Annotated in this window: 13 protein-coding genes and 8 pseudogenes; 7 read left to right on the top strand and 14 right to left on the bottom strand. The window is 58.4% G+C overall.

From position 1 onward, the window contains the following. Positions 1-327 precede the first annotated feature (327 nt). The 9 genes and pseudogenes from repA to RL_RS39930 form a co-directional block, all read right to left on the bottom strand. Positions 328-1,575, bottom strand: coding sequence for a plasmid partitioning protein RepA (repA, locus tag RL_RS27940; protein ID WP_011654159.1), 1,248 nt, complete (start codon positions 1,573-1,575; stop codon positions 328-330). A gap of 379 nt (positions 1,576-1,954) precedes the next feature. Next, positions 1,955-2,164: a hypothetical protein gene (locus RL_RS27935; RefSeq protein WP_011654158.1), complete on the bottom strand. Its 210-nt coding sequence runs from the start codon at positions 2,162-2,164 to the stop codon at positions 1,955-1,957. Positions 2,165-2,244: 80 nt separating this feature from the next. Continuing rightward, entirely contained in the window at positions 2,245-3,048 is an 804-nt protein-coding gene (locus tag RL_RS27930; RefSeq protein WP_032993738.1) for a hypothetical protein, read from the bottom strand. A gap of 519 nt (positions 3,049-3,567) precedes the next feature. Beyond that, positions 3,568-4,674 (bottom strand): class III poly(R)-hydroxyalkanoic acid synthase subunit PhaC, encoded by a 1,107-nt coding sequence (gene phaC / locus RL_RS27925; RefSeq protein WP_011654155.1) that lies wholly within the window; start codon positions 4,672-4,674, stop codon positions 3,568-3,570. A 3-nt stretch (positions 4,675-4,677) separates the two neighbouring features. Beyond that, positions 4,678-5,337: a poly(R)-hydroxyalkanoic acid synthase subunit PhaE gene (locus RL_RS27920; protein ID WP_244432405.1), complete on the bottom strand. Its 660-nt coding sequence runs from the start codon at positions 5,335-5,337 to the stop codon at positions 4,678-4,680. Positions 5,338-5,372: 35 nt separating this feature from the next. Continuing rightward, on the bottom strand, positions 5,373-6,545 hold the full coding sequence (locus tag RL_RS27915) for an iron-containing alcohol dehydrogenase (protein WP_011654153.1): 1,173 nt from the start codon (positions 6,543-6,545) through the stop codon (positions 5,373-5,375). Positions 6,546-6,602: 57 nt separating this feature from the next. Beyond that, positions 6,603-7,739: pseudogene (locus tag RL_RS27910) on the bottom strand (thiamine pyrophosphate-dependent enzyme); the annotation flags it as partial. A 133-nt stretch (positions 7,740-7,872) separates the two neighbouring features. After that, positions 7,873-8,514: pseudogene (locus tag RL_RS27905) on the bottom strand (thiamine pyrophosphate-binding protein); the annotation flags it as partial. Between the two features lie 81 nt (positions 8,515-8,595). After that, complete coding sequence (locus RL_RS39930; RefSeq protein ID WP_155251706.1) at positions 8,596-8,745, bottom strand: hypothetical protein; 150 nt, start codon at positions 8,743-8,745, stop codon at positions 8,596-8,598. Positions 8,746-9,490: 745 nt separating this feature from the next. Here RL_RS39930 and RL_RS41055 point away from each other — a divergent pair. The 5 genes from RL_RS41055 (at position 9,491) to RL_RS27890 (ending at position 14,330) form a co-directional block, all read left to right on the top strand. Beyond that, positions 9,491-9,619 (top strand): hypothetical protein, encoded by a 129-nt coding sequence (locus RL_RS41055; RefSeq protein WP_259671699.1) that lies wholly within the window; start codon positions 9,491-9,493, stop codon positions 9,617-9,619. 549 nt (positions 9,620-10,168) lie between these two features. Beyond that, positions 10,169-10,318, top strand: coding sequence for a hypothetical protein (locus RL_RS39925; RefSeq protein ID WP_155251706.1), 150 nt, complete (start codon positions 10,169-10,171; stop codon positions 10,316-10,318). Between the two features lie 127 nt (positions 10,319-10,445). Then, on the top strand, positions 10,446-10,856 hold the full coding sequence (locus RL_RS27900) for a Nif11-like leader peptide family natural product precursor (protein ID WP_011654152.1): 411 nt from the start codon (positions 10,446-10,448) through the stop codon (positions 10,854-10,856). Between the two features lie 67 nt (positions 10,857-10,923). Next, on the top strand, positions 10,924-12,384 hold the full coding sequence (locus RL_RS27895; RefSeq protein ID WP_028744288.1) for a radical SAM family RiPP maturation amino acid epimerase: 1,461 nt from the start codon (positions 10,924-10,926) through the stop codon (positions 12,382-12,384). Next, on the top strand, positions 12,381-14,330 hold the full coding sequence (locus tag RL_RS27890) for a RiPP maturation radical SAM C-methyltransferase (protein ID WP_011654150.1): 1,950 nt from the start codon (positions 12,381-12,383) through the stop codon (positions 14,328-14,330). Before RL_RS27895 ends, RL_RS27890 begins: the two co-directional genes overlap by 4 nt. A 492-nt stretch (positions 14,331-14,822) precedes the next feature. On the opposite strand, the pseudogene RL_RS39415 reads toward RL_RS27890, so the two are convergent. Beyond that, positions 14,823-15,961 (bottom strand): annotated as a pseudogene (locus tag RL_RS39415) (IS3 family transposase). Positions 15,962-16,072: 111 nt separating this feature from the next. Further along, positions 16,073-16,273 (bottom strand): annotated as a pseudogene (locus tag RL_RS40020) (IS6 family transposase); the annotation flags it as partial. Between the two features lie 24 nt (positions 16,274-16,297). Here RL_RS40020 and RL_RS38320 point away from each other — a divergent pair. After that, positions 16,298-16,522 (top strand): annotated as a pseudogene (locus RL_RS38320) (hypothetical protein); the annotation flags it as partial. A 53-nt stretch (positions 16,523-16,575) separates the two neighbouring features. Here RL_RS38320 and RL_RS39410 read toward each other — a convergent pair. Both RL_RS39410 and RL_RS27870 read right to left on the bottom strand, forming a co-directional pair. Then, positions 16,576-16,746: pseudogene (locus tag RL_RS39410) on the bottom strand (transposase); the annotation flags it as partial. A gap of 78 nt (positions 16,747-16,824) precedes the next feature. Beyond that, on the bottom strand, positions 16,825-17,025 hold the full coding sequence (locus RL_RS27870; RefSeq protein ID WP_028744322.1) for a hypothetical protein: 201 nt from the start codon (positions 17,023-17,025) through the stop codon (positions 16,825-16,827). Positions 17,026-17,724: 699 nt separating this feature from the next. On the opposite strand from RL_RS27870, the pseudogene RL_RS38310 reads away from it, so the two are divergent. Beyond that, positions 17,725-18,113 (top strand): annotated as a pseudogene (locus RL_RS38310) (AraC family transcriptional regulator); the annotation flags it as partial. Between the two features lie 218 nt (positions 18,114-18,331). Here the strand turns inward: RL_RS38310 and dnaE2 are convergent. Further along, a pseudogene (gene dnaE2 / locus RL_RS39405) lies at positions 18,332-19,091 on the bottom strand (error-prone DNA polymerase); the annotation flags it as partial. Positions 19,092-19,160 lie beyond the last annotated feature (69 nt).

Raw genomic sequence — 19,160 nt, 5'->3', positions numbered from 1 at the left:
TAGCTCGTTGCACGCTCCTGGTTATCGTATCCCAATCATGTCGGTCATAACCGGGCCGAGCGGCTCGCGGACGCTGTTTTCGACCTTGGGACGTCTGGCGCCATTCTCGTCGGTGGAATCTGCGACCCGGCTCTCGATTTCCTCGAGACCGGTGGCAATCACCAAGCGGCGTGGCGGGCGTCGATGATATAACCGTTTCCTCAAAGAATGTCTGCTTCGGAGCCTCCGCCTCCGCCATGGCGTTGGCCGCCTTCAAGAGCTCAGCCGGTTCCGTACAACATCAAGCGTAGGCGCTGCGTACGTGGGCTCACTTGCTAAGTCCCTGGATTAGGAGCTCGCCTTACCTGCAGTCCGGGAAGCCCTCGCCACATACATCGGGGGACGGCCCCAAATCTTGGATAGTATGTCCATTACCTCCGCATTGGTGGAATTCAGCGTTTCCATCGCTTGCTCGTACGCCGACCGGCCTACCTCTCCCGCTGACAGCTCATACAACGATTGGTTTTTCATCGAAGCTTGCCGGATCGCGCCCGATTCCCAGACGGCCGCAGTCAACAGATCATCCCCCAGGGAGTCCCGCAGTAGTGCGACTGCCTCCTGCTGTGAGACGTCACGCGGATTGTGCCTTGTCACCAAATATTTGGTGAAATCGTGATTTACGGGCCTCCCAGCTTTTTCGATCAAGGAGACGGAATGCGAGTAATAGTCGACGGACATGGCCATTGACGCGATGTCAGCCATTTGCGGGCGGACGGTCATCAGCACGCCGGTCGCTGCTTCATAGGCACCCGCGGTCAGAAAGCTTTCACCTCCACAGTGGATAACGACGACGTCGTAATCCTCCTCGACTTCCTTGAGCGCATCCACCATTCTGATGCTAGCATCTGGATACCTCAATTTTTCACTATGGTAGCGTTGCCTACTTTGCCGTTCGAACCGGAAGAGCTCGATAGTACCCGGCACGAAATCAAGACCATCAAAATGGGTTGATTGAATTACAGAACGCACACTGACCCGATCGTCATCATAGCGTAAAGCCGCATACATGCTCGCAGGGTGGTCGGAAAAAATGATATCCGGAAAATAATAACCGAACATTTTCGACAATGAGCCATTCGCATCGAGATCTATAGCGAGGACGCGGTATCCTTGAAGTGCAAGGCCCTGAGCCAGATAGAGCGATGTGGTGGTGCTTGCGGAGCCGGCGGCTACTGAGATGATCTGTAGTTTCTCACCCTCGCGCCTGCGCGGGCAAAACTTCAAAGCCTCTTTCTGACGGGCCGAAGCGAGATAGGCACGGAGTTCGTTAATCTGTCGAAGCGTATAGGAGCGCCGTCCTGCGGTCCCTAGCTCCGGTGTTGGCCCCAGCCCATCAATTGACAACTGGCGTAAATAACTGCCCGACACGCCGAGAATCTCGGCAACCTCGCCCAAGGAGAACGAGCGAAGGGTCCTGTCGTCTCGAAATTTAGGAGCTGCCCCCCGCTCGATTAGGCGATCCCAGAGTTCTTTGGTAAGGCGCTGAATGCGCTCCGAAGTGATTTCCATTTGAGGTGGATTCTCAGAGCGTGGCATCAGTGACCTCGTGACGGCATTTCATGTACATGACGTGTTTATTCTGTCACGATTTACCACATTATCTGTCCCCGTCAACAAGCAGTTTTCCGCGCCAGGAAGCTTACGGCTGCATACTTTCGTCATGGAATTCTTATTCTCTATTCCTCTTAGGGCGGAACGAGATTTTTTGGGCGATCTGCTCCGGGGACCGGCTTGGGCTCGTGTTCGGCGGGACGAACAATCCTCCATGCCGCCGGGGCCTCTGCACATGAACCACTCGACCCAGCGTGCCACGACCTTCGCCGTTACCCCATATGGCCTGCCGCGGATCGTGCGGCCCGCTTGTCCCAATTAGCCTAAGACGTGGACTAGCGAATTGAATCGATCCAGATTCTTGTCACAACATGACGATCGTTGCGGTGCGGAGGATGATCTCGAAGCGCACAACCCGGGCCTTCGATATCCGCGCCAGCCGCCTGAATTCAGAAGAGGTCTGGCGCAGAACATTGCGCCGCTCGCGCGCAAGATCAGAGTCGTCCTCCGCGAAACCAGCGCGGCTATAGGTCCCTTCCGCTGCCGGGGCGATGCCGGACCGGGCGCCGATCACGAAGATAGACGGTCATAACTTCATCGCCGGGCAACTTTCGGCGGTTCGCTTTCTCGGGCAGCGTCGTGGCGGGGCCGGTGTTAGTCCCCGATTGCAAAGCGAGCAATTGACCAGATGAAATCCGTCTGCATGGCAACGGCTGCCTGGTCGAACTTGCCGGGATTGGTCCAGAACCAATTCGGATCCGGCGCGCCGTTGGGACTACAGGAACCGGATGGATTAGGGCAGAGCGCCGGGATCGGCGGATCGACAAATCCTGCTGGCGTCGTCATTATTCCCTTTGCGTTGACGGCGGCACGCGCATGGCAGGTGATGCAGGACGAAGTGTCGGCGAATCCAGCCTCCGTTACCGAATTGCCAAGATGCGTCGGCAAGCCGGTCGCCGAGACGAAGTCGGTCTGGCTGCCCTTCAGGCAGTAATGTTCCCACACAGGCGAAAGGCCTGCAGCGCTCAGCATGGCTTTCAGTGCGTCGTTCTTTGCACAGGCGCTGTAGGGCCGATCACGGACGTCACTCGCGTCCACGTCGGTGACAAGCGCACCATAGGCATCACGGCATCCGGTATAATCGCAACGGCCTGGATTGTTCTGGTGCTCGAACGTTGCCCAGGTCCAGTCGGGCAGCACCTTTCTGATGATATGCATGGCGGTTAGCGCGTATTTCTTCCCGTCAGGTGCCTCGCTGACATAATAATCGGCGCTATCGACCTCATCGGCGGGCACCCAATTTGCCTTGACTTCCATGGCGCCGACAGGAGCTGAGATCGGCCCGCCGGCATTATAGAAGGATCGCAGACCGGCCTTGGTAAAGAGCTGCTTGCAAACGATGTAATCGAAAGTCGCCTGGTTGCGGCGAACTTTCTTCGCTCCCGTCGGGCGACCCATGCGGGACGAGGCCCATCGGAGCCAACTGCTGGAGGGCTGGAATACTCAGTATTTTCGGGCTGGCCACGGGAGCGGCGATTTCCGCCGCTGCACCCGACTGTCCACAGGACGGGTCACCTTTGGCGCCCGGAAAAACCGGGTGCGGAGTGAATGTATCTTCGTTCGAAGCCCATGTTTCGAACAAAACCTTGCCAGGCGTCGCCGCGACGGGACCAGCGACATAAGCGAGGAAACGCCAAGACGCCTCGTCCGGCCTGTTGATTGCGAGGTTGGCATCGACAGACTCAGTGGAGCCGTCGAGAGGTATGGACGCCAACGTAAAAACGGCACCCGTTGCAAATAATCTGGAAATCCAGTGCATCTTGTTCTCCAAGCAGTTTCATCAGTCTCCGAGCTTTTTCGGAGGGGATTTTGTATTATATTGGAGACATCCCGGCCTCGAAGCGGAAAAGGCGACTGTATCGCCCGGATGGATGATCGTGACGGCATCGGCGGGGGAGACAATCTTGTTGAGCATCGCTACCCGTCCCGTGCCCGGAGCCATTCGGGTATGATTTTGATGAGCTTGTCCTGCGTCTTGCTCGAAACGAACAGGCCGACATGCCCGCACGGAAGCGGAACCTCCTTATAGTCGGCGCTGCCGATCTTGCCGCCGAGCGCCTTGGAACAGCTGGGCGGAATGATATGGTCGTCCCGCGCGTAGATATTGAGCACGGGCATGTCGATCGCGCGGAGGTCGACGATGCGGCCCGACAGCTCGAACCTGCCCTCGACCAGGCGGTTCTCCTGATAGAGCTCCTTCAGCCATTGCCGGCCGGCTGCGCCCGGGTGATCCGGCCGGTCGGCCAGCCATTTCTCCATGCGCAGGAAGTTCATCAGCCGGTCCTTGTCGTCGACGATGTCGAAGAGGTCGACATTGTACTTGATCAGCGAGTGCATCGGCCTCATGAGCGAGAATATCGAGCTCATGAATTCGCCGGGGATGACGCCCAACGCATCGACCATGCGGTCGATATCCTCGGGCGCAAGCGAGCGCATCCAGATGTTGAGGAGGCCTTGAATCGCCGCCGGGTCATCGATATCGGCGTGGAAGTCGATCGGCGTGATGGTCAGGACCAGGTTCTTGACCTTCTCCGGGTGGAGCGCCGCATAGCAGGTGGTGAAGACGCCACCCTCGCAGATGCCGAGCAGCGTTACCTTGTCATGGCCCGTCTCGCGGCAGATCCGGTGCACCGCCTCATGGATATAGTCGTCGACATAGTCGTCCATCGTCAGCCAGCGCTCGGTGCGGCCGGGCTTGCCCCAGTCGATCAGCCAAAGGTCGGTGCCCTCGGCGAGCAGGCTACGCACCAGCGAGCGGTCGGACTGGAGGTCCGCGATAGTGTAGCGGCCGACCAGGCTATAGACGATGAGGACCGGCGTCTCGACGGTGCGCTTGGCCGTCGGCTCGTAGCGAAACAGCTCCACCTTGTCGCGGCGCATGACGAGCGTCTTCGGGGTTGCTCCGACATCGACATCCTCGTCGCGGATGCCGGCGAGCACGTCCGCCCCTTTGTGAAACTTGCCGACATTCTCGGCGAAATCCTTCAGGAAGCTGGTGAAGGCGGTTTCGCGGGGTTCGGTCATCGCTCATCCCTTTCCTGGTTGTGTGGCGAAACCGCGTGCACCTTCGACTTCATCGCGCTGTGCCCTGATGCTGGCGCGCAGCTCCCGCCTGAGTTCCGTGAACTGCCGCGTCAGCTCGTCGAAGTCGTGCTGGCTCGGAACGCCTAACAGCTTGGCGACGCTGTCGGTCATTTGCTGCTGGCAGGTGCGCAGGTCCAGCGCGGCGAGCAGCAATTCGCGCTGCGCGGTGAGGAAATCCTTAGAGCGCAGGTTGCTGATCATTTCCTCGTTCGCAATGTATCTCCACTTGTTGAAGGCCTTGCGCCAGCCGAAATCCTTGGCGTCTTCTTCCTTCGTGTCGGCGAGCGTTGCGCTGTAGCGTTCATAGGCCTTGCTCCACGGCACGGAGGCTATGGCGTGATAGGCCGCCATGCGCTCGCCCACGTCCATCCAGGCCGCCATCAGAGCGTAGACCTGGTCGAGGTTCCACATGTCGGCAAGGCGCGGGCCTTCCACCATGCGCTTGATGGTTTTTGAGATCTCGCCGCCCTGCGCGGCGGCAAACAGGCTGCTGTCAGCCGCGCGCGGGGCGATGAAGGGCATCATCGATTTGAACCACAATTTTTCAACCTCCCCTGCCTGCTCGATGTTGCTGCGCCACATTTCCGACATGCGCAGCAGCATCTGCGAGAATTCCGGTTGGTCGTCCGAGCTCGGGGTCATGGCCTGCTCACTCCCGCAAGTGCTTTGGCATAGATCGCCCGGGCCTGATCGTCGTCGAGCTCGCGCGGATTGTTGACCAGTAGGCGCTCCGCGTGCTTCATCGCACCCTTCGCCAGCTTGGAAAGATCGCCTTCGCCGATTCCAACCGCCGAAAGCGAGCCGGGCACCCCGCAGTCTCGGCAGATCGCCTCGATCTCGGCGATGAAGGCCGCCGCGTCCGCCGCATCGGACTGCCGGCGATAGCCGGGCTGGATAACGTCGGAGAGCTCGGCATAGAGCGCTTCGGCCGCCGGCCGGTTGAATTCCAACACGTAGGGCAGGACCAGCGCAACGGAGAGGCCGTGCCCGACATCGAAGATCTCGCCGATCGGATAGGCGAGCGCGTGCACCGCGGCAACCGGCGAGTTGGCAAACGCCATGCCGGCCAGCATGGAGCCGAACAGCATGTCCAAGCGCGCTTCGAGGTCCGAGCCGTCCGTATAGACTTTCCTGAGATTGGCCGACAACAGCGCCAGCGCCTTCAACGCGAGCTGGTCGGAGGTCGGGTTCTTCTTGATCTTGCCGGTATAGGCCTCGATTGCGTGCGCCATGGCGTCGATGCCCGTCTGGGCGGTGAGGTGCGGCGGCAGGCCGAGCGTCAGTACGGGATCGAGGATCACCCAGTCCGGGATGAGGCGCGGCGAGATCACCGCCTTCTTCTCGTCGTTGGGCGTCTTAACGATGGAGATCGGCGTCACTTCCGATCCAGTGCCCGCCGTGGTCGGCACCAGCAGCAGCGGCAGCCGATCGCCGGTGGCACGGCCGATACCATAGATATCATCAAGCTTGTCCGGGGTTTTGGCGAGATAGGCGACGAGCTTTGCCGTATCCAGTACGCTGCCGCCGCCGATCGCCACGACAGCGTCGACGCCGCACTCGCGGCAGATTTCTGCTGCCGCTTCGATGACATGCGACGGCGCGTCGACGACCACGCCGTCGAACACGGTGAGCGCGATGCCGGCTTCGGCAATCGCCGCTTCCGCATTGCGCGTCAGCCCGGCCGCCCGCACCTTCTCGTCGGTGACGAGCAGCACATGGGCGGCCTTGTAGCCCTTGAGGAGCTCGCCGATCTTGCTGGACGCGCCTGCCCCGAAACGGATGTTGGACGGGGTTTGGAAAGTGATGGCCATGTGTTTGGTCCATTTGTTTGGCTCTCTCGGGCGGCAGGGCCTGCCGCCCGAGGCGGTTTATCCTAGGTCGCTCAGGCGCGTAGTTGGTTTCGCTTTGCGCGAGCGCGGCTTGTCGGTGAGCCCTCGCTTGTAATCCGAATAATCGGTCGCCACTTCGACAACATGGACGCCGCCGCCTTCGAAAGCGGCTTCCAGCGCCGGCACCAGATCGTCCCGTGGGTCGACGCGCGTGCCCTTGGCGTGATAGGATTCGGCCAATTTCACGAAATCCGGATTGTCGAATTTGGTGCCGAAATTCTTGAAATCCTTGGAGGCCTGCTTACAGCTGATCATGCCGTAGTCCTTGTTATTCAGGATGACGATGACCAGGTTGAGCTTGAGGCGGACGGCCGTCTCCAGTTCCTGGCTGGTCATCAAGAAGCCGCCGTCGCCGCAGAGCGCCATGACGCGGTGCAAGGGATTGAGCATCGCGGCCGCAATCCCCGACGGCAGTCCTGCTCCCATCGTTGCAAGAGCATTGTCGAGCAGCAGCGTATTGGGGGCATTGGTCTGGTAGTTGCGAGCGACCGAGATCTTGTACTGGCCGTTGTCCAGCACCAGGATGCTGTCATGCGGCGTCATCACCTCGCTTATATCGTTGACCAAACGTAGAGCGAAGCGGTCCTCCGTCGCCCGCGCGGCGGTGCGCTCGAGAATGGGCTTGCGTAGGTAGAGAAGCGCCTGCGCGTTTGGCAGCTTGCCCTCGAGGCGATCGGCCAGCGCCTTCAGCGAATGGCCGATCTCGCCGATGAGCTGGAATTGCGGGAAGTAGACCGGCTCGACTGGTGGCGCCTGTTCTGCGATGTGAATGACCTCCTGGCCGCCCTTGCGCATGATGAACGGTGGCTTTTCGGTCGTGTCGTGGCCGATCGGGAGGATCAGGTCGGCCTTGTCGATGACCTCATGCACATCCTCGCCTTCGGATAGCGCCGGCGTGCCCATATAGAGGTGGGAGCTCTCGGACACGGTGCCCTTGCCCATTTGGGTGGCAAGGAACGGAATGCCGGTGCGGATCACAAACTGCGCCATATCCGCTGCCAAGCCGAGATGAGAGGCGGCGGCACGCGAGGCGGCGGCTCCGAATATCAGAAGCGGACGTTTGGCTGCGGTGATGCGGGCGGCGATTTGATTGAGTTTCGCATCGCTTGCTATCGGCCGTCCGAACTGGTGCAGGAGGTCGGACCCCTTGACCATGCGCTTTTCGCCCTCAGGGCTGCGAGTGTTCTTTTGTTGCCTTGTCATGTCAATTCCTTTCGATTGCTGCCTGTGCGAATCGTAAACTGCGCGAATCCGGTGTAGAGCGGGGACGCGAGGCGACTGCCCCGAACATCAGAAGCGGACGTTTGGCTGCGGTGATGGGGCGTCGGCGCAATCATCAGACCTCCTCCTCCTCGCATTTTTCGGCCGCAATATCGTCCGGAAGCTCAAGATACACTGGCCCCTGCTTTCCCTCCTGGGTGACGCGGAAGGACTCCCTGACCGTCGACGGGATCAACTGCGCCGATGCGATTTGTATTGCGAGCTTGGTCACTGGCTTCATCACCGCGACGGCGTCGATTCTTTGAAAACCTGCCTGGGGGCGGCTCTTGATCGGCTTCTGGCCGCCAATCATCAGCAGCGGCGCCCCGCCGAGAAAGGCATAGCCAGCCCCGTTGGGCAAGTTGAGCACGCCCGGACCGCAAGTGACGAGGCAGACGCCGGTCTTGCCAGTCAGGCGGCCATAGCTCGCAGCCATGAGGGCCGCGCCCCACTCGCAGCGGGTCGTCACGAACTTTATCTTCGTCTTCGACTTGCAAATGGATTGCATGATGTCGAGGGTTTCCTCGCCGGGGATGCCGAAGATGCATTTGACCCCCTCGTCCTCAAGCCCCCGAATAAGAAGGTCGGACCCCTTGACCTTGCGCTTCCGACGTCTATCAGATTGCGGCATAGTATGCCTTCTGACGGTTTAGTTGCGATATGATGGAATCAAGCCGTCATTTGCCGAATTATGATCTTTTCGGCAGGAACGTCAACGGCCATTAAGCTGCCGCGCCAACAAAATTACCTGCTCCATTGGAGCAAGGCCTTTCGCGACGGCTTCGGCGGCGGAGACAATTTTGGTAGTGGACTTGCCAATTCCGCCCTTTCCATAGAATGCGATCTGACGCAGAGCTGCCATGCTTAGGGTTCCTTCATGTGTTCGAAGCAATGCGGTTATCCCGCACCGCGGATGCGGCGGCCCATCCGCTGCCTCGCAATAGCTCTCAAGATTCGTGCCAAGTCGGCCGATTGAGCTGACCAACAATTATTCGCTGCTATTTCAGCGATGTGGGCGGAAAATATGGGATTGGGCGAAGACGAATGCGTGTCGCGAAGGTGACAAAGGCGACGACGATGTCGTAAGTTGATTGTCATCAACAGCCGACCCCACCGGAAAACACTGGCAGGCCAGTGCTATCGCGCTAAACCACTCCCTGGGATACGATCCCACTTACCCAATAGCGCTGTCTCCGGTGGGATCATCGATCAAGCGCCGCGGCGAGCGATCCCATTCACCAGGACGAGGTAACCTCGTCCCGCATCTGGTACCCTGCATAATGTTGCCGTCTGGCGCGCGCGCCTGCTCCGCCATCGGCCAAAAATGTTTGAGCGGCCTCTCCCCACTCAAGGGACCACGACGTCGAGCAAATGACGCTTGCCGTTTCATAAATGTATCCGGCCCTGCGCGCCTGGAGTGCTGTTGCAGCTGGTCATGATGACAGGTCCGCACGCTCCGTTCGGAATAAAGAGTTCGGGCACGAAGCCTTTTTTCACAGGATTTACGGCATGTTGATCGATCGTTTCGTCCATCACTATGCCAGAGCGTTGTAATTGAGCGAAGAGCGTCAGGCGAAAGCAGGATCTCCGAAGGACGATTGTCCGGCATGCAGGAAAAGTCCGAACACAGCGATTCCCTGCTTGATGATGCCAAGGCCTTGCGCAGGGAGGCGGACGATCCCGTTGGTGTGGGTGACCTCAGCGAGGCTCTCGCCGTGCGCCTGCGACCTGAATAATCATGACGCTTGCATGAACGAAGGTGACACCCCTGCAGCACGGTCTTGTTCAGCGATAGCTCGGCGACAGTTCGCTTCAGCTTGACGTTCGCCCTTCCAAAATGGCGTTGACGCTTCACTTGCGAGGGCATCAGACCGGTATATTTTGTGCTAATTTAGAAGGTCGCGTTAGAAGCTTCTACTTTGCGACAGACATCGGCGATCAGCCTCCCCCTCTATCAAAATTCGGGACAATGCGATCTCCGCTTAATTTTTTCCTGCGCGGGTCGTAAGTCGACAAATGCAGTTCCAGATGACCCGATTAACCGAAATTCTCCACGCCAACCCACCACATCGTCGTCACCTTTGTCAGCTTCGCGACACGCATTCGTCTTCGCCCAATCGCGTATTTTCCGCCCACATCGCTGAAATAGCAGCGAATAGTTGTTCGTCAGCAAAATCGGCCGGCTTGGCACGAATCTTGAGAGCTATTGCGAGGCAGCGGATGGGCCGCCGCATCCGCGGTGCGGGATAACCGCATTGCTTCGAACACATGAAGGAACCCCAAGCATGGCAGCTCTGCGTCAGATCGCATTCTATGGAAAGGGCGGAATTGGCAAGTCCACTACCAAAATTGTCTCCGCCGCCGAAGCCGTCGCGAAAGGCCTTGCTCCGATGGAGCAGGTAATTTTGTTGGCGCGGCAGCTTAATGGCCGTTGACTTAGTACCGTCACATCGTAATTAAACCGTCAGGAGGTTTGTTATGCCGCAATCTGATAAACGACGGCCGTGCTCGCCGGCATCCGCGATGAGGATGTCGATGTTGGAGAGACGCCGAAGACGTATCATGCTTCACGCACGGCCAAGGCTCTCTGAGCTCGAGGCGATCTGGAGATTAAAGACGTCCAAAACTGAACCTAAGCGTTTCGTTGGCGATCTGGGGAAAGACGTCAACCTGCTAGAATACGTGAAAAAGCATGCTACCGGTCTTGCATCACTGGTGGCAAGCGGAAAGGCGCACGGCTACGATTTCACGATCGATGAGGCAAAGAGCTACATAAAAGCCAGAAGCCCGGGTGGTATGACTGACAAGCAGACCGATCCAGCTGTCGGCAAGCTCCGTTCCGACGTTGTGACCTCTATCAAAGCAGTCCAGACCATCGTGGCCGCCACCACCGCTGTTGAGGCGGCAGAAGCGGCAACGACGGTCTTTGAAGCCGCCGAAGCGATTGTCGTGGTCGCTGCGGTCCTCGTCTAATCAGACGGTCCGGGGGTACTCATTCACCCCCGGACCGATGAGAAAGTGGAAATGGGAGGTCAACCTCGTGGCGCATTCTGCCAAGGAACACTATCGACAGATCTTTAACCGGCGGACACCTGGAGAGGTCCGCACGCTGGCCAATATTAAGCGCTTCATGGAATGCCTCTCCGGCGACGCGGCATTCAAGAGCGCGCTTTCGGAGAACGTCGACAACCCCCGTAGCGTAACCGCACGCTATGGGATTGAAGTCGACCCGATGGAGATGCTGCCGCTCTGGCATTCCAGCTACCGGAAATTCTATCGCACGCCGGAGTGTAAGTCGTGGCCATTGGCTGTAACTTGGCGTGAGTATATGGACGAGATGGTGCGCCATCGCGACATCCTGCGCGACCAAGGCAATATGTCGGTGGCCTCCCCCCGTTTCCATGCCTGGCGCGAGCGCCAAATGCGCCGCTGCGATGACGTTTTGGGCTCATCGGCAAAGTCGATCACGCACCCCGTCATTGCTTTCGAGCTGAGCGAAGGCTGCACCGGGGGCTGCTGGTTTTGCGGTCTCTCGGCGGGCCGGTTCAAAGGTTTTTTTGAATATAGCAAAGGCCATGCCCACCTGTGGCGCGGCGTGGTCGGCGTCGCGAGGGAAATGTTTGGTTCGGCAGCAAGCACTGGCTTCTGCTATTGCGCCACAGATCCGATGGATAATCCCGACTACGACCGCTTTCTCTTCGACTATTATCAAATCACCGGCACATTGCCGCAAACAACGACGGCAATGCCTCTCAAGGATCTGGCACTCACCAAGCGCGTGCTCGAGCTGTTCAAACGCTACCGCTGCGTGACCAATCGCTTTTCCGTGCTGAGCACTGCTCAACTCAATCAGATCCACGCGATATTTTCGCCCGAGGAGCTGATGGGCGTTGAACTCGTGCTGCAGGGCAAGGAGATGCGAAGTTCAAAAGCTTTCGCCGGCCGCGCGCGAAAGGAGAAACTCAGCGCAGTCAAAAACGGCGATGCAACCATGGAATCTGAGAGCGATCACTCGACGATCGCCTGCGTTTCCGGCTTTCTCGTAAACATGCCGCGGCGGCGTGTGCAATTGGTGACGCCGGTACCGGCGAGCGGACGTTGGCCTCTCGGTTATCGCATCGTGGATGAACGTTTCTTCGGAACGTCAGACGAGTTCCGGGACGAAGTCCAGAGCATGATCGATGACCACATGCACGAGAGCCCGCCTCCCAACCGGCCGATCCGCTTCCGCGGGGACTTGCAGTACGAGCCCAAGCGCCATCACTTCCTCCTCCGATCTTGCCACATTGAGTATCAGGTGCCCGACAACGCCGCCTCCTCCGTTGGCGACCTGATCGCAGGTGGCCGTTGTACTGCGTCGGAGTTGGTTGCGCAGATCGTAACGGATGGAGCGAGCGCCATAGCAGTTGCCGATGAGCTCGACCAGTTGCACTTAAGAGGGTTGCTCGAAGAGGACCTCGACGAACGCTTGGCCTGGCGTAGTGGCGAGGGCACGACATGAGCCCCGATATGCAGATCTTCCTGGTGAACATGCCGATGTCAGCAGTTGAACGACCGTCGTTGGCGCTTGGCCTGCTGAAGTCGGCGCTGACGCGGGCCGGCCTGAGATCGAGGATAGTTTATGCCAATATCTGGTTTCTGGAATACGCTGGCCTCGCCGACTATAATTTACTTGAAACTTCCCCTCCGGAGGAAGCGCTTGTTGACTGGCTGTTCGCAGGCGTCGCATTTCCCGACTTCGAACCCAACCACGCCCTGTTCCTCGAACGGTACTTCCGGCGCAATCCGTGCCCACATAATAATGAGGCCGAGCTTCGTGCTAATTTCCTCAAGCTGCGTTCGCTCATCGGCGGCTTCATCGATTGGACATGCGGCAAGATACTGAAGGAACGGCCGGCTATGGTCGGCTGTACCTCAACATTCAATCAGCATGTTCCCTCGCTCGCGTTGCTGCGACGCTTGAGGGAGCTCGCACCAGGCTTAATCACCCTCATGGGAGGTGCAAATTGTGAATCCGTGATGGGACGTACTACTCATGCGCGGTTCCCGTGGGTCGACTACGTCGTGTCGGGGGAGGCCGACACACTGATCGGAGGGCTCTGTCGCGACATCCTCACTCATGGTCGCGACATCCCAGCAGCCGACCTGCCGTTCGGCGTTTTCGGCCCAGCTCATCGCCAGGCCGGCGATCCCGCCACGCTGACAGGCGACTTGGTGCACCGCGCAGTGGTCGAGAATATGCATGCCCTGCCGCTGCCAGATTTTTCGGATTATTTTGCCGAGCTTCAGAGTTCGCTCTATGCCGACCGCGTGCATCCCGGGCTGCCGATGGAGTTCTCTCGCGGCTGTTGGTGGCAGCGCAGCAGCCCCTGCACGTTCTGCGGCTTGAACGGCGCATTGATGACGTATCGCCAGAAGCCGGCCGCACAAGCGTCAGAGGAGATGATCGAGATGTCCAAGCGCTACGGCACGTCGCGCATCGAGGCCGTGGACAACATTCTGGCGAATGACTATGTTGAAAAGGCATTGCCTCGCCTCGTCGCCCTACCCGAAAAGCTCGCCATCTTCTTTGAAGTCAAAGCCAATTTGAAGCGCGATGAAGTCGAGAAGTTGGCCGCAGGCGGTGTCCGCTGCATCCAACCAGGTATCGAGAGCCTGGATAGCCGCGCTTTGAAGCTTATGGGCAAGGGAACGACGGCAGCGCAAAATGTTCAACTCCTGAAATGGTGTCGCCAATTCGGCATGCGGGTCATTTGGAGTATTCTGTGGGGCTTCCCCCGCGAAAGCGACGCCTGGTACGCTCAAATGGGCCGCTTGTTGCCGCTGCTGCATCATCTGCAGCCGGGACACGCTGTCAGATTGCGCTACCAGCGCTTCAGTCTCTATCATCGCGCAGCCGACCAATATGGGCTGACGCTCAGCCCGGCGGCTTCCTATCGCTATGTCTATCCGCTCTCTGAGCGCGATCTTGCTGATCAGGTTTACTACTTCGAAGACAGTGAAGACGATGATGCCGGCCGCGATTTCCGCGCACTTGACGCAAAACGCCGCCCCGGAGTTCAGGCGGTTATTCAAGGTATGGATGCCTGGGGGGACGCATGGTGCGGCCTCACGCCACCCATGTTATCGATGCGCGACACCGGTGACGAGATTATAGTCGAGGACACACGTGAGGTCGCAGCGGAGCGTGAACAGGGAGTCAAGGGCCTGGCGCGTGAAATCCTACTGGCTGCTGATCAAGGCATGCCAGAGGCCCGCCTGGGTGGACAGCTGAAGGGGGCGAGCCTGATGGAGATTGAGGAGGCGACTGCAGACCTTATTGCTCGCAAGCTGATTGTCCGGCTGGACGCCCGCTTGGTTGGGCTTCCACTTTGGAACCCCTGTACGCCAATGCCCGCTCTGACCGCGTTTCCAGGAGGCTATTTAGACCGACGTGTCGGCGGCTAAGGTTGCGTGCATATGCTCTTGGAACTCGAGGGATGGGGCACAAATATCAAAGCGAACCTGTAGCAATTTACGGAGACTTGGACGTGTAGCGCATTGCTGGATTTGAAGCGAAATTAAATGGCGACGACATGATGAGGCAGCGACCGTTCAGTATTGCGGACGCGCGTTTTCGAAGAACTTGTCTACACTCTGTTGCCCCATCCCGCGAGCTGCTTCGTCGCAACCGAACTTCAGACCCGATGATTGTTCCGGTCGAAAGGGTGCACCCTCGACCGACTGAAATTCATAAAGCGCAAACATCACCCAGCATCAACTCGTCCAGCTGGCGCATCAACTCAAGTTAGGCACTCATAATGTCTGGGATTCAAGACGCTGGCCGAAGTCTTCGTCACCCATGCGCTCGAAAATGGCTGGTCAACAATTCCGACAACAGAGCTGGTTCGGTTTGTCTGAACAGTTTCGGGCGTTTCGCTAAGTGGATTTCTGCCTCGATTATGCCGCCACCATCATTGGTGTCAGCGCGTTGAAGTAGGCCTGATCCGGCGTCTGCCGGTCAAGGGATGAATGTGGGCGTCGGCCATTGTAGAAGGTCAGATATCGGCCAATGCCGACGCGGGCCTCGGATACGGTCTTGTAGGCGTGGAGATAAACCTCCTCGTATTTGATCGACCGCCAGAGCCGTTCAACGAACACGTTGTCCCGCCACGCGCCCTTGCCATCCATCGAGATGGCAATCTATGCTTTCTTCAGGACCGCCGTGAAGTCGATGGAGGTGAACTGCGATCCCTGGTCGGTATTGAAGATTTCCGGCTTGCCATAACGGGCAAGTGCCTCCTCGACCGCTTCTATGCAGAAGGCTGCTTCCATCGTGATCGACAGCCGCCACGACAGAACCCTTCGACTGAACCAGTCGACGACGGCGCAGAGATAGACAAAGCCCCGTGCCATCGGAATATATGTCAGGTCCATTGCCCACACCTGGTTGGGTCGGGTGACCGCCAGCTTGCGCAGGAGGTAGGGATAGATTTTGTGTCCAGGCGCTGGTTTGGAGGTGTTCGGCCGACGGTAGATCGCTTCGATGCCCATCTTTTTCATCAGCGTGGCGACGTGCAGCCGCCCAGTCTCCAGCCCTTCTCCCCTCAAGAGCCCTTGCAACATCCGACTTCCGGCAAAGGGGTAGTCGAGATGCAATTCGTCAATCCGTCGCATCAGGGCCAAATCCCCGTCAGACACCGGACGAGGCAGATAATAGACGCTGCCACGGCTGAAGCCGAGAAGCTTCGCTTGGCGCACGACCGACAGTTTATGCTCGCGGTCGATCATTTCTTTCCGCCCAGCAATCCCGCTTTGCCGAGCGCACCGGATAAAAAATCGTTCTCCAGTGTCAGTTCGCCGATCTTGGCATGCAGGGTTTTGACATCGACGGTTGGTCCCGCCGGTTCCGCCTTGGTTTCATCACCGAAAACGCCTGTCGTCCCCTCAAGGAGCTGGTCTTTCCACTGTTTGATCTGGTTGGCGTGCACGTCAAACTGCTGGGACAGTTCCACCAGCGTCTGCTCGCCTCGAATGGCGGCGAGCGCCACTTTTGCCTTGAAAGCCGGGCTATGGTTCCGGCGCGGTCGTCTCGTCATGGTATCTCCTGTTCCTGGCATCTAAGCCGAAGTCAGGCAGAAATTCCACTTATCCCCGCTGTGCAGATTTCCCGAGCCAGCTCTGACATCGCCTTTCATCGGCGCCTTGCGGCGTATGCGGCGCGCATAATCAAGGCCATGCTTTCGGCACCATCGGCGGATGGTCTCGTAGGAAACGACGATCCCGAAATCAAGCAGCATTTCCTCGACATCGCGCAGGCTCAGATTAAAGCGAAAGTAGAGCCAGACAGCACGGGCTACGATTTCGATCCGATAGCCGCGGTTCCTGTATGTCGGTGCACTCACGGTCATGGGTGCGCTGCTACCTCAATTCCATACCGCTCAATCAATGTGACAGTACCCTCTCATCAACCCGTCCGACGGCGGGAGAGGATCATGAAGCGCTTCAAGTCAGCGCGACACCTTCAGCGTTTCGTTTCCGTACACGACCCGATCGCCAACCTCTTTAACGTTCCCCGCCACGGTATTCCATCCACCCACCATCGAGAATTGCAAGCAACTGACATGCAAGCATGCGCCAAATCGCGCCACGCCGAATGAACCAAAGCCTCACTCCCAGATCTTGTCTTCGCAGCGTTAAGTTTACAGTGCCCGCCGAGCCGTTCGGGCAGGTCACGCCAGCGACCGCCGGAACGGGCCACCCACAACAGCGCGTCCAGGAACAGCCGGTTGTTCGTGCGCGGGCGGCGTTTGCCCTTCGTGCCGCCCGGCACACAATCCTTGATCCGTTCCCACTGGTCATCCCGAAGCGCATCACAATCCACGGCCGATCTCCAAAAGTCAGCCTTGAATCTGATTTGCGCCTCCGGCGGAATCCCAAACCGTTAAATCGTCACCACGACCTAATTCGGTCGAAGCCTTTTGGTCGCAATCAGCATGACGAGATCTTCGGAGGCATCTGCGAGCGCCAGTGCCAATTCCGCAGCCGACCATCCACGTTTCTGCAAACTGACGAGCATTTCCACCATCGCGACTTCGACTTCTCGTCTGCAGCTCGAAATCGGCTTCAATTCGATATATTTCTCATCACATGCCGTGGTCATCTTAGCCTCCGCTCTGCCATCTGAAAGGCAGCGTAAACAATTTCGACAATGGGTGGATATGGGAGGGGTTGCATGCAAGCCTCAAGCCACTACGCATCGACACAGATTGCCTCGGCTGCGCGCAACCCCTCGCGCGCCATTATTTGCCGATGTCCGGCATCAGGAGCGTCTCGCATGAATCTGCACAATAGGCGGTGGAATTCTTCCCGGCGCCTGAGCGGGTGCACGCAGAATGATTCCTGTTGCAAGCCAACGCTTGCGCAAAGCGCGCAAGAACAATTCTCCGATAGTTCACGACCTATCCTCCTATTTTTGCATGTTTTGTTTTGAATAATATCGTTTTATGTTGCCGGCGCCCCGAAACTACATTGCACCGGCAGCTGCGTATTTTGGATTTCCGAACTTCCTTCGGAATTAATCACTACTCATCTAGATATATGAACAGGACGCAATTGTCGTTATCGCCGCATCCTGAAAATTATCGGTCCGTCCATTTCTGCTCGCCAGGGAATATGATAAGTAGCTTATGCACGTAAAGCTCTAGCCAATTCGGCTTTTGTCGGATGGCTGCAAGGTTCAGCCGCGAAAACGATTGTTTGCTTCAGTGTCAGCCGCCCGGATCGGCTTATGCGCTGGAGGAATTGGATGGCTACGGAGTCTGGAGATGACCCCGCTGCGGGACAGGAATGACCGGCGCACCTGGAGCGGCGGCGCTGGTGCCCTTTGATTTTCGACGCATAACCTGCCACCGAAAGAACAGTTCCAGTCCTGGCAATCACATATGGCGACCGCTTGTGGATGTTCATCTGCCGGATGGAAAATCAGAGGGCGACGGTTTTCTTGCGGAACAGACCGGATGGCATCTCGGCGATATCCTCATCGTTCAGCAGCGCGCGCAGGCATGCAGCTATATTCGCGATCAGGCCATGCTGCGATCGAGCCCAATTGATCACGGGAACGTCGGCGTAATGCGCAGCGGCTGGGCGTGGACCGAGGCCAATCGGCATGTAACGGCGACCGGCCCAGGTGAGGTATTTTTCAGGTCTCTTGGTTATCCTTACCGCGGGCGGATGACCGATTCAGTCGCTGATGCTCGTCTTCTTGCCGTAGCTGCTTGATTGTGACCCGATGTCCTCGGACGTGAAGTGCGTCGGCTTAGACTTCGGCGACAGAATCGTCCCGCCGCCGAACACCCTCCAGCTTATAGAAGCCGCGGCCATCGCCAATTTCGTAGCAGAGGTCGAGGTGCGGTACCGTCACGGTAACCGGGCATCGATCAAACGTGGGATCTGGCGGTATGACAAGCCTCGTCACCGCGACCCGTCGGCAGTTTGAACTCCCCATCACGATCCGCCAAGGCGGATAGGTCGCCCGACAGATCGAAGAGCTGTTCGGCTATGAGGTGCACGACCTCCCCTTCCCGTTGGATTCGGCCATTGATAGCCATCATGCTCGATCCAAGTACAACGCGCCGGCGTCCCTCGAAGAGCTTCGGCCAGGTGACGTTCGCCGGACCTGCCTCATCCTCGATCGTCAGAAACATCACGCCTTTTGCCGTTCCCGGCATTTGACAGACCAGAACAAGGCCAGCGGTCATCAACCAACGGCCATCTCGAGCCGACATGGCTTCTCCGCAGGTGACGATGCTTCGAGCGGCAAGGTCCTTGCGCAAAAACGCGATCGGGTGCTCGCGTCGAGTCAAGCCGGTATGGCTGTAGTCCTGGATGACGTTGTGCCCATCTGTCATCTGCCGGAGTTTGACATCAGGCTCCTTGCTGCTCGGCGATCGTCTTCATCTCGCGCTCGGCCGCGGCAACAAAGAGCGGCAGTGGCTCGTCGCGCAAAGCTTTTATCGCCCACAGCGCATCCCGTCGCTGAACGTCGAGCGATGGCAGGAAAGGATCGGCCTCCGCCAAATCGACCAACGATGCTGCCGAAACGCTCGCGCGCCGCCACATGTCATCGATGCTGTCGAAGGGGTGATTGGCACGGGCGGCGACTATGCGTGCTGCGTCGACCGCCGCTAGTCCACGCACCAAGCGCATGCCCAAGCGGACAGCATGGCGGCGCTCTCCCTCCAGAGCGAAAATTACGTCGAGGGACCAAGGGGAAGACCTCCAAAACTACGAATTCTC

This window comes from Rhizobium johnstonii 3841 (assembly GCF_000009265.1).
In the GTDB taxonomy this organism is placed as follows: domain Bacteria; phylum Pseudomonadota; class Alphaproteobacteria; order Rhizobiales; family Rhizobiaceae; genus Rhizobium; species Rhizobium acaciae.
Note: the sequence above shows the minus strand (reverse complement) of the source record. Positions and strands in the feature narration are given on the sequence as shown.

Excerpts from the sequence above, each read along its gene's own strand:
- repA (WP_011654159.1), bottom strand. The coding sequence starts at position 1,575 with ATGCCACGCTCTGAGAATCCACCTCAAATGGAAATCACTTCGGAGCGC.
- RL_RS27930 (WP_032993738.1), bottom strand. The coding sequence starts at position 3,048 with ATGGGTCGCCCGACGGGAGCGAAGAAAGTTCGCCGCAACCAGGCGACT.
- phaC (WP_011654155.1), bottom strand. The coding sequence starts at position 4,674 with ATGACCGAACCCCGCGAAACCGCCTTCACCAGCTTCCTGAAGGATTTC.
- RL_RS27920 (WP_244432405.1), bottom strand. The coding sequence starts at position 5,337 with ATGCTGCTGCGCATGTCGGAAATGTGGCGCAGCAACATCGAGCAGGCA.
- RL_RS27915 (WP_011654153.1), bottom strand. The coding sequence starts at position 6,545 with ATGGCCATCACTTTCCAAACCCCGTCCAACATCCGTTTCGGGGCAGGC.
- RL_RS39930 (WP_155251706.1), bottom strand. The coding sequence starts at position 8,745 with ATGGCAGCTCTGCGTCAGATCGCATTCTATGGAAAGGGCGGAATTGGC.
- RL_RS41055 (WP_259671699.1), top strand. The coding sequence starts at position 9,491 with ATGCAGGAAAAGTCCGAACACAGCGATTCCCTGCTTGATGATGCCAAG.
- RL_RS39925 (WP_155251706.1), top strand. The coding sequence starts at position 10,169 with ATGGCAGCTCTGCGTCAGATCGCATTCTATGGAAAGGGCGGAATTGGC.
- RL_RS27900 (WP_011654152.1), top strand. The coding sequence starts at position 10,446 with ATGCTTCACGCACGGCCAAGGCTCTCTGAGCTCGAGGCGATCTGGAGA.
- RL_RS27890 (WP_011654150.1), top strand. The coding sequence starts at position 12,381 with ATGAGCCCCGATATGCAGATCTTCCTGGTGAACATGCCGATGTCAGCA.
- RL_RS27870 (WP_028744322.1), bottom strand. The coding sequence starts at position 17,025 with ATGACCACGGCATGTGATGAGAAATATATCGAATTGAAGCCGATTTCG.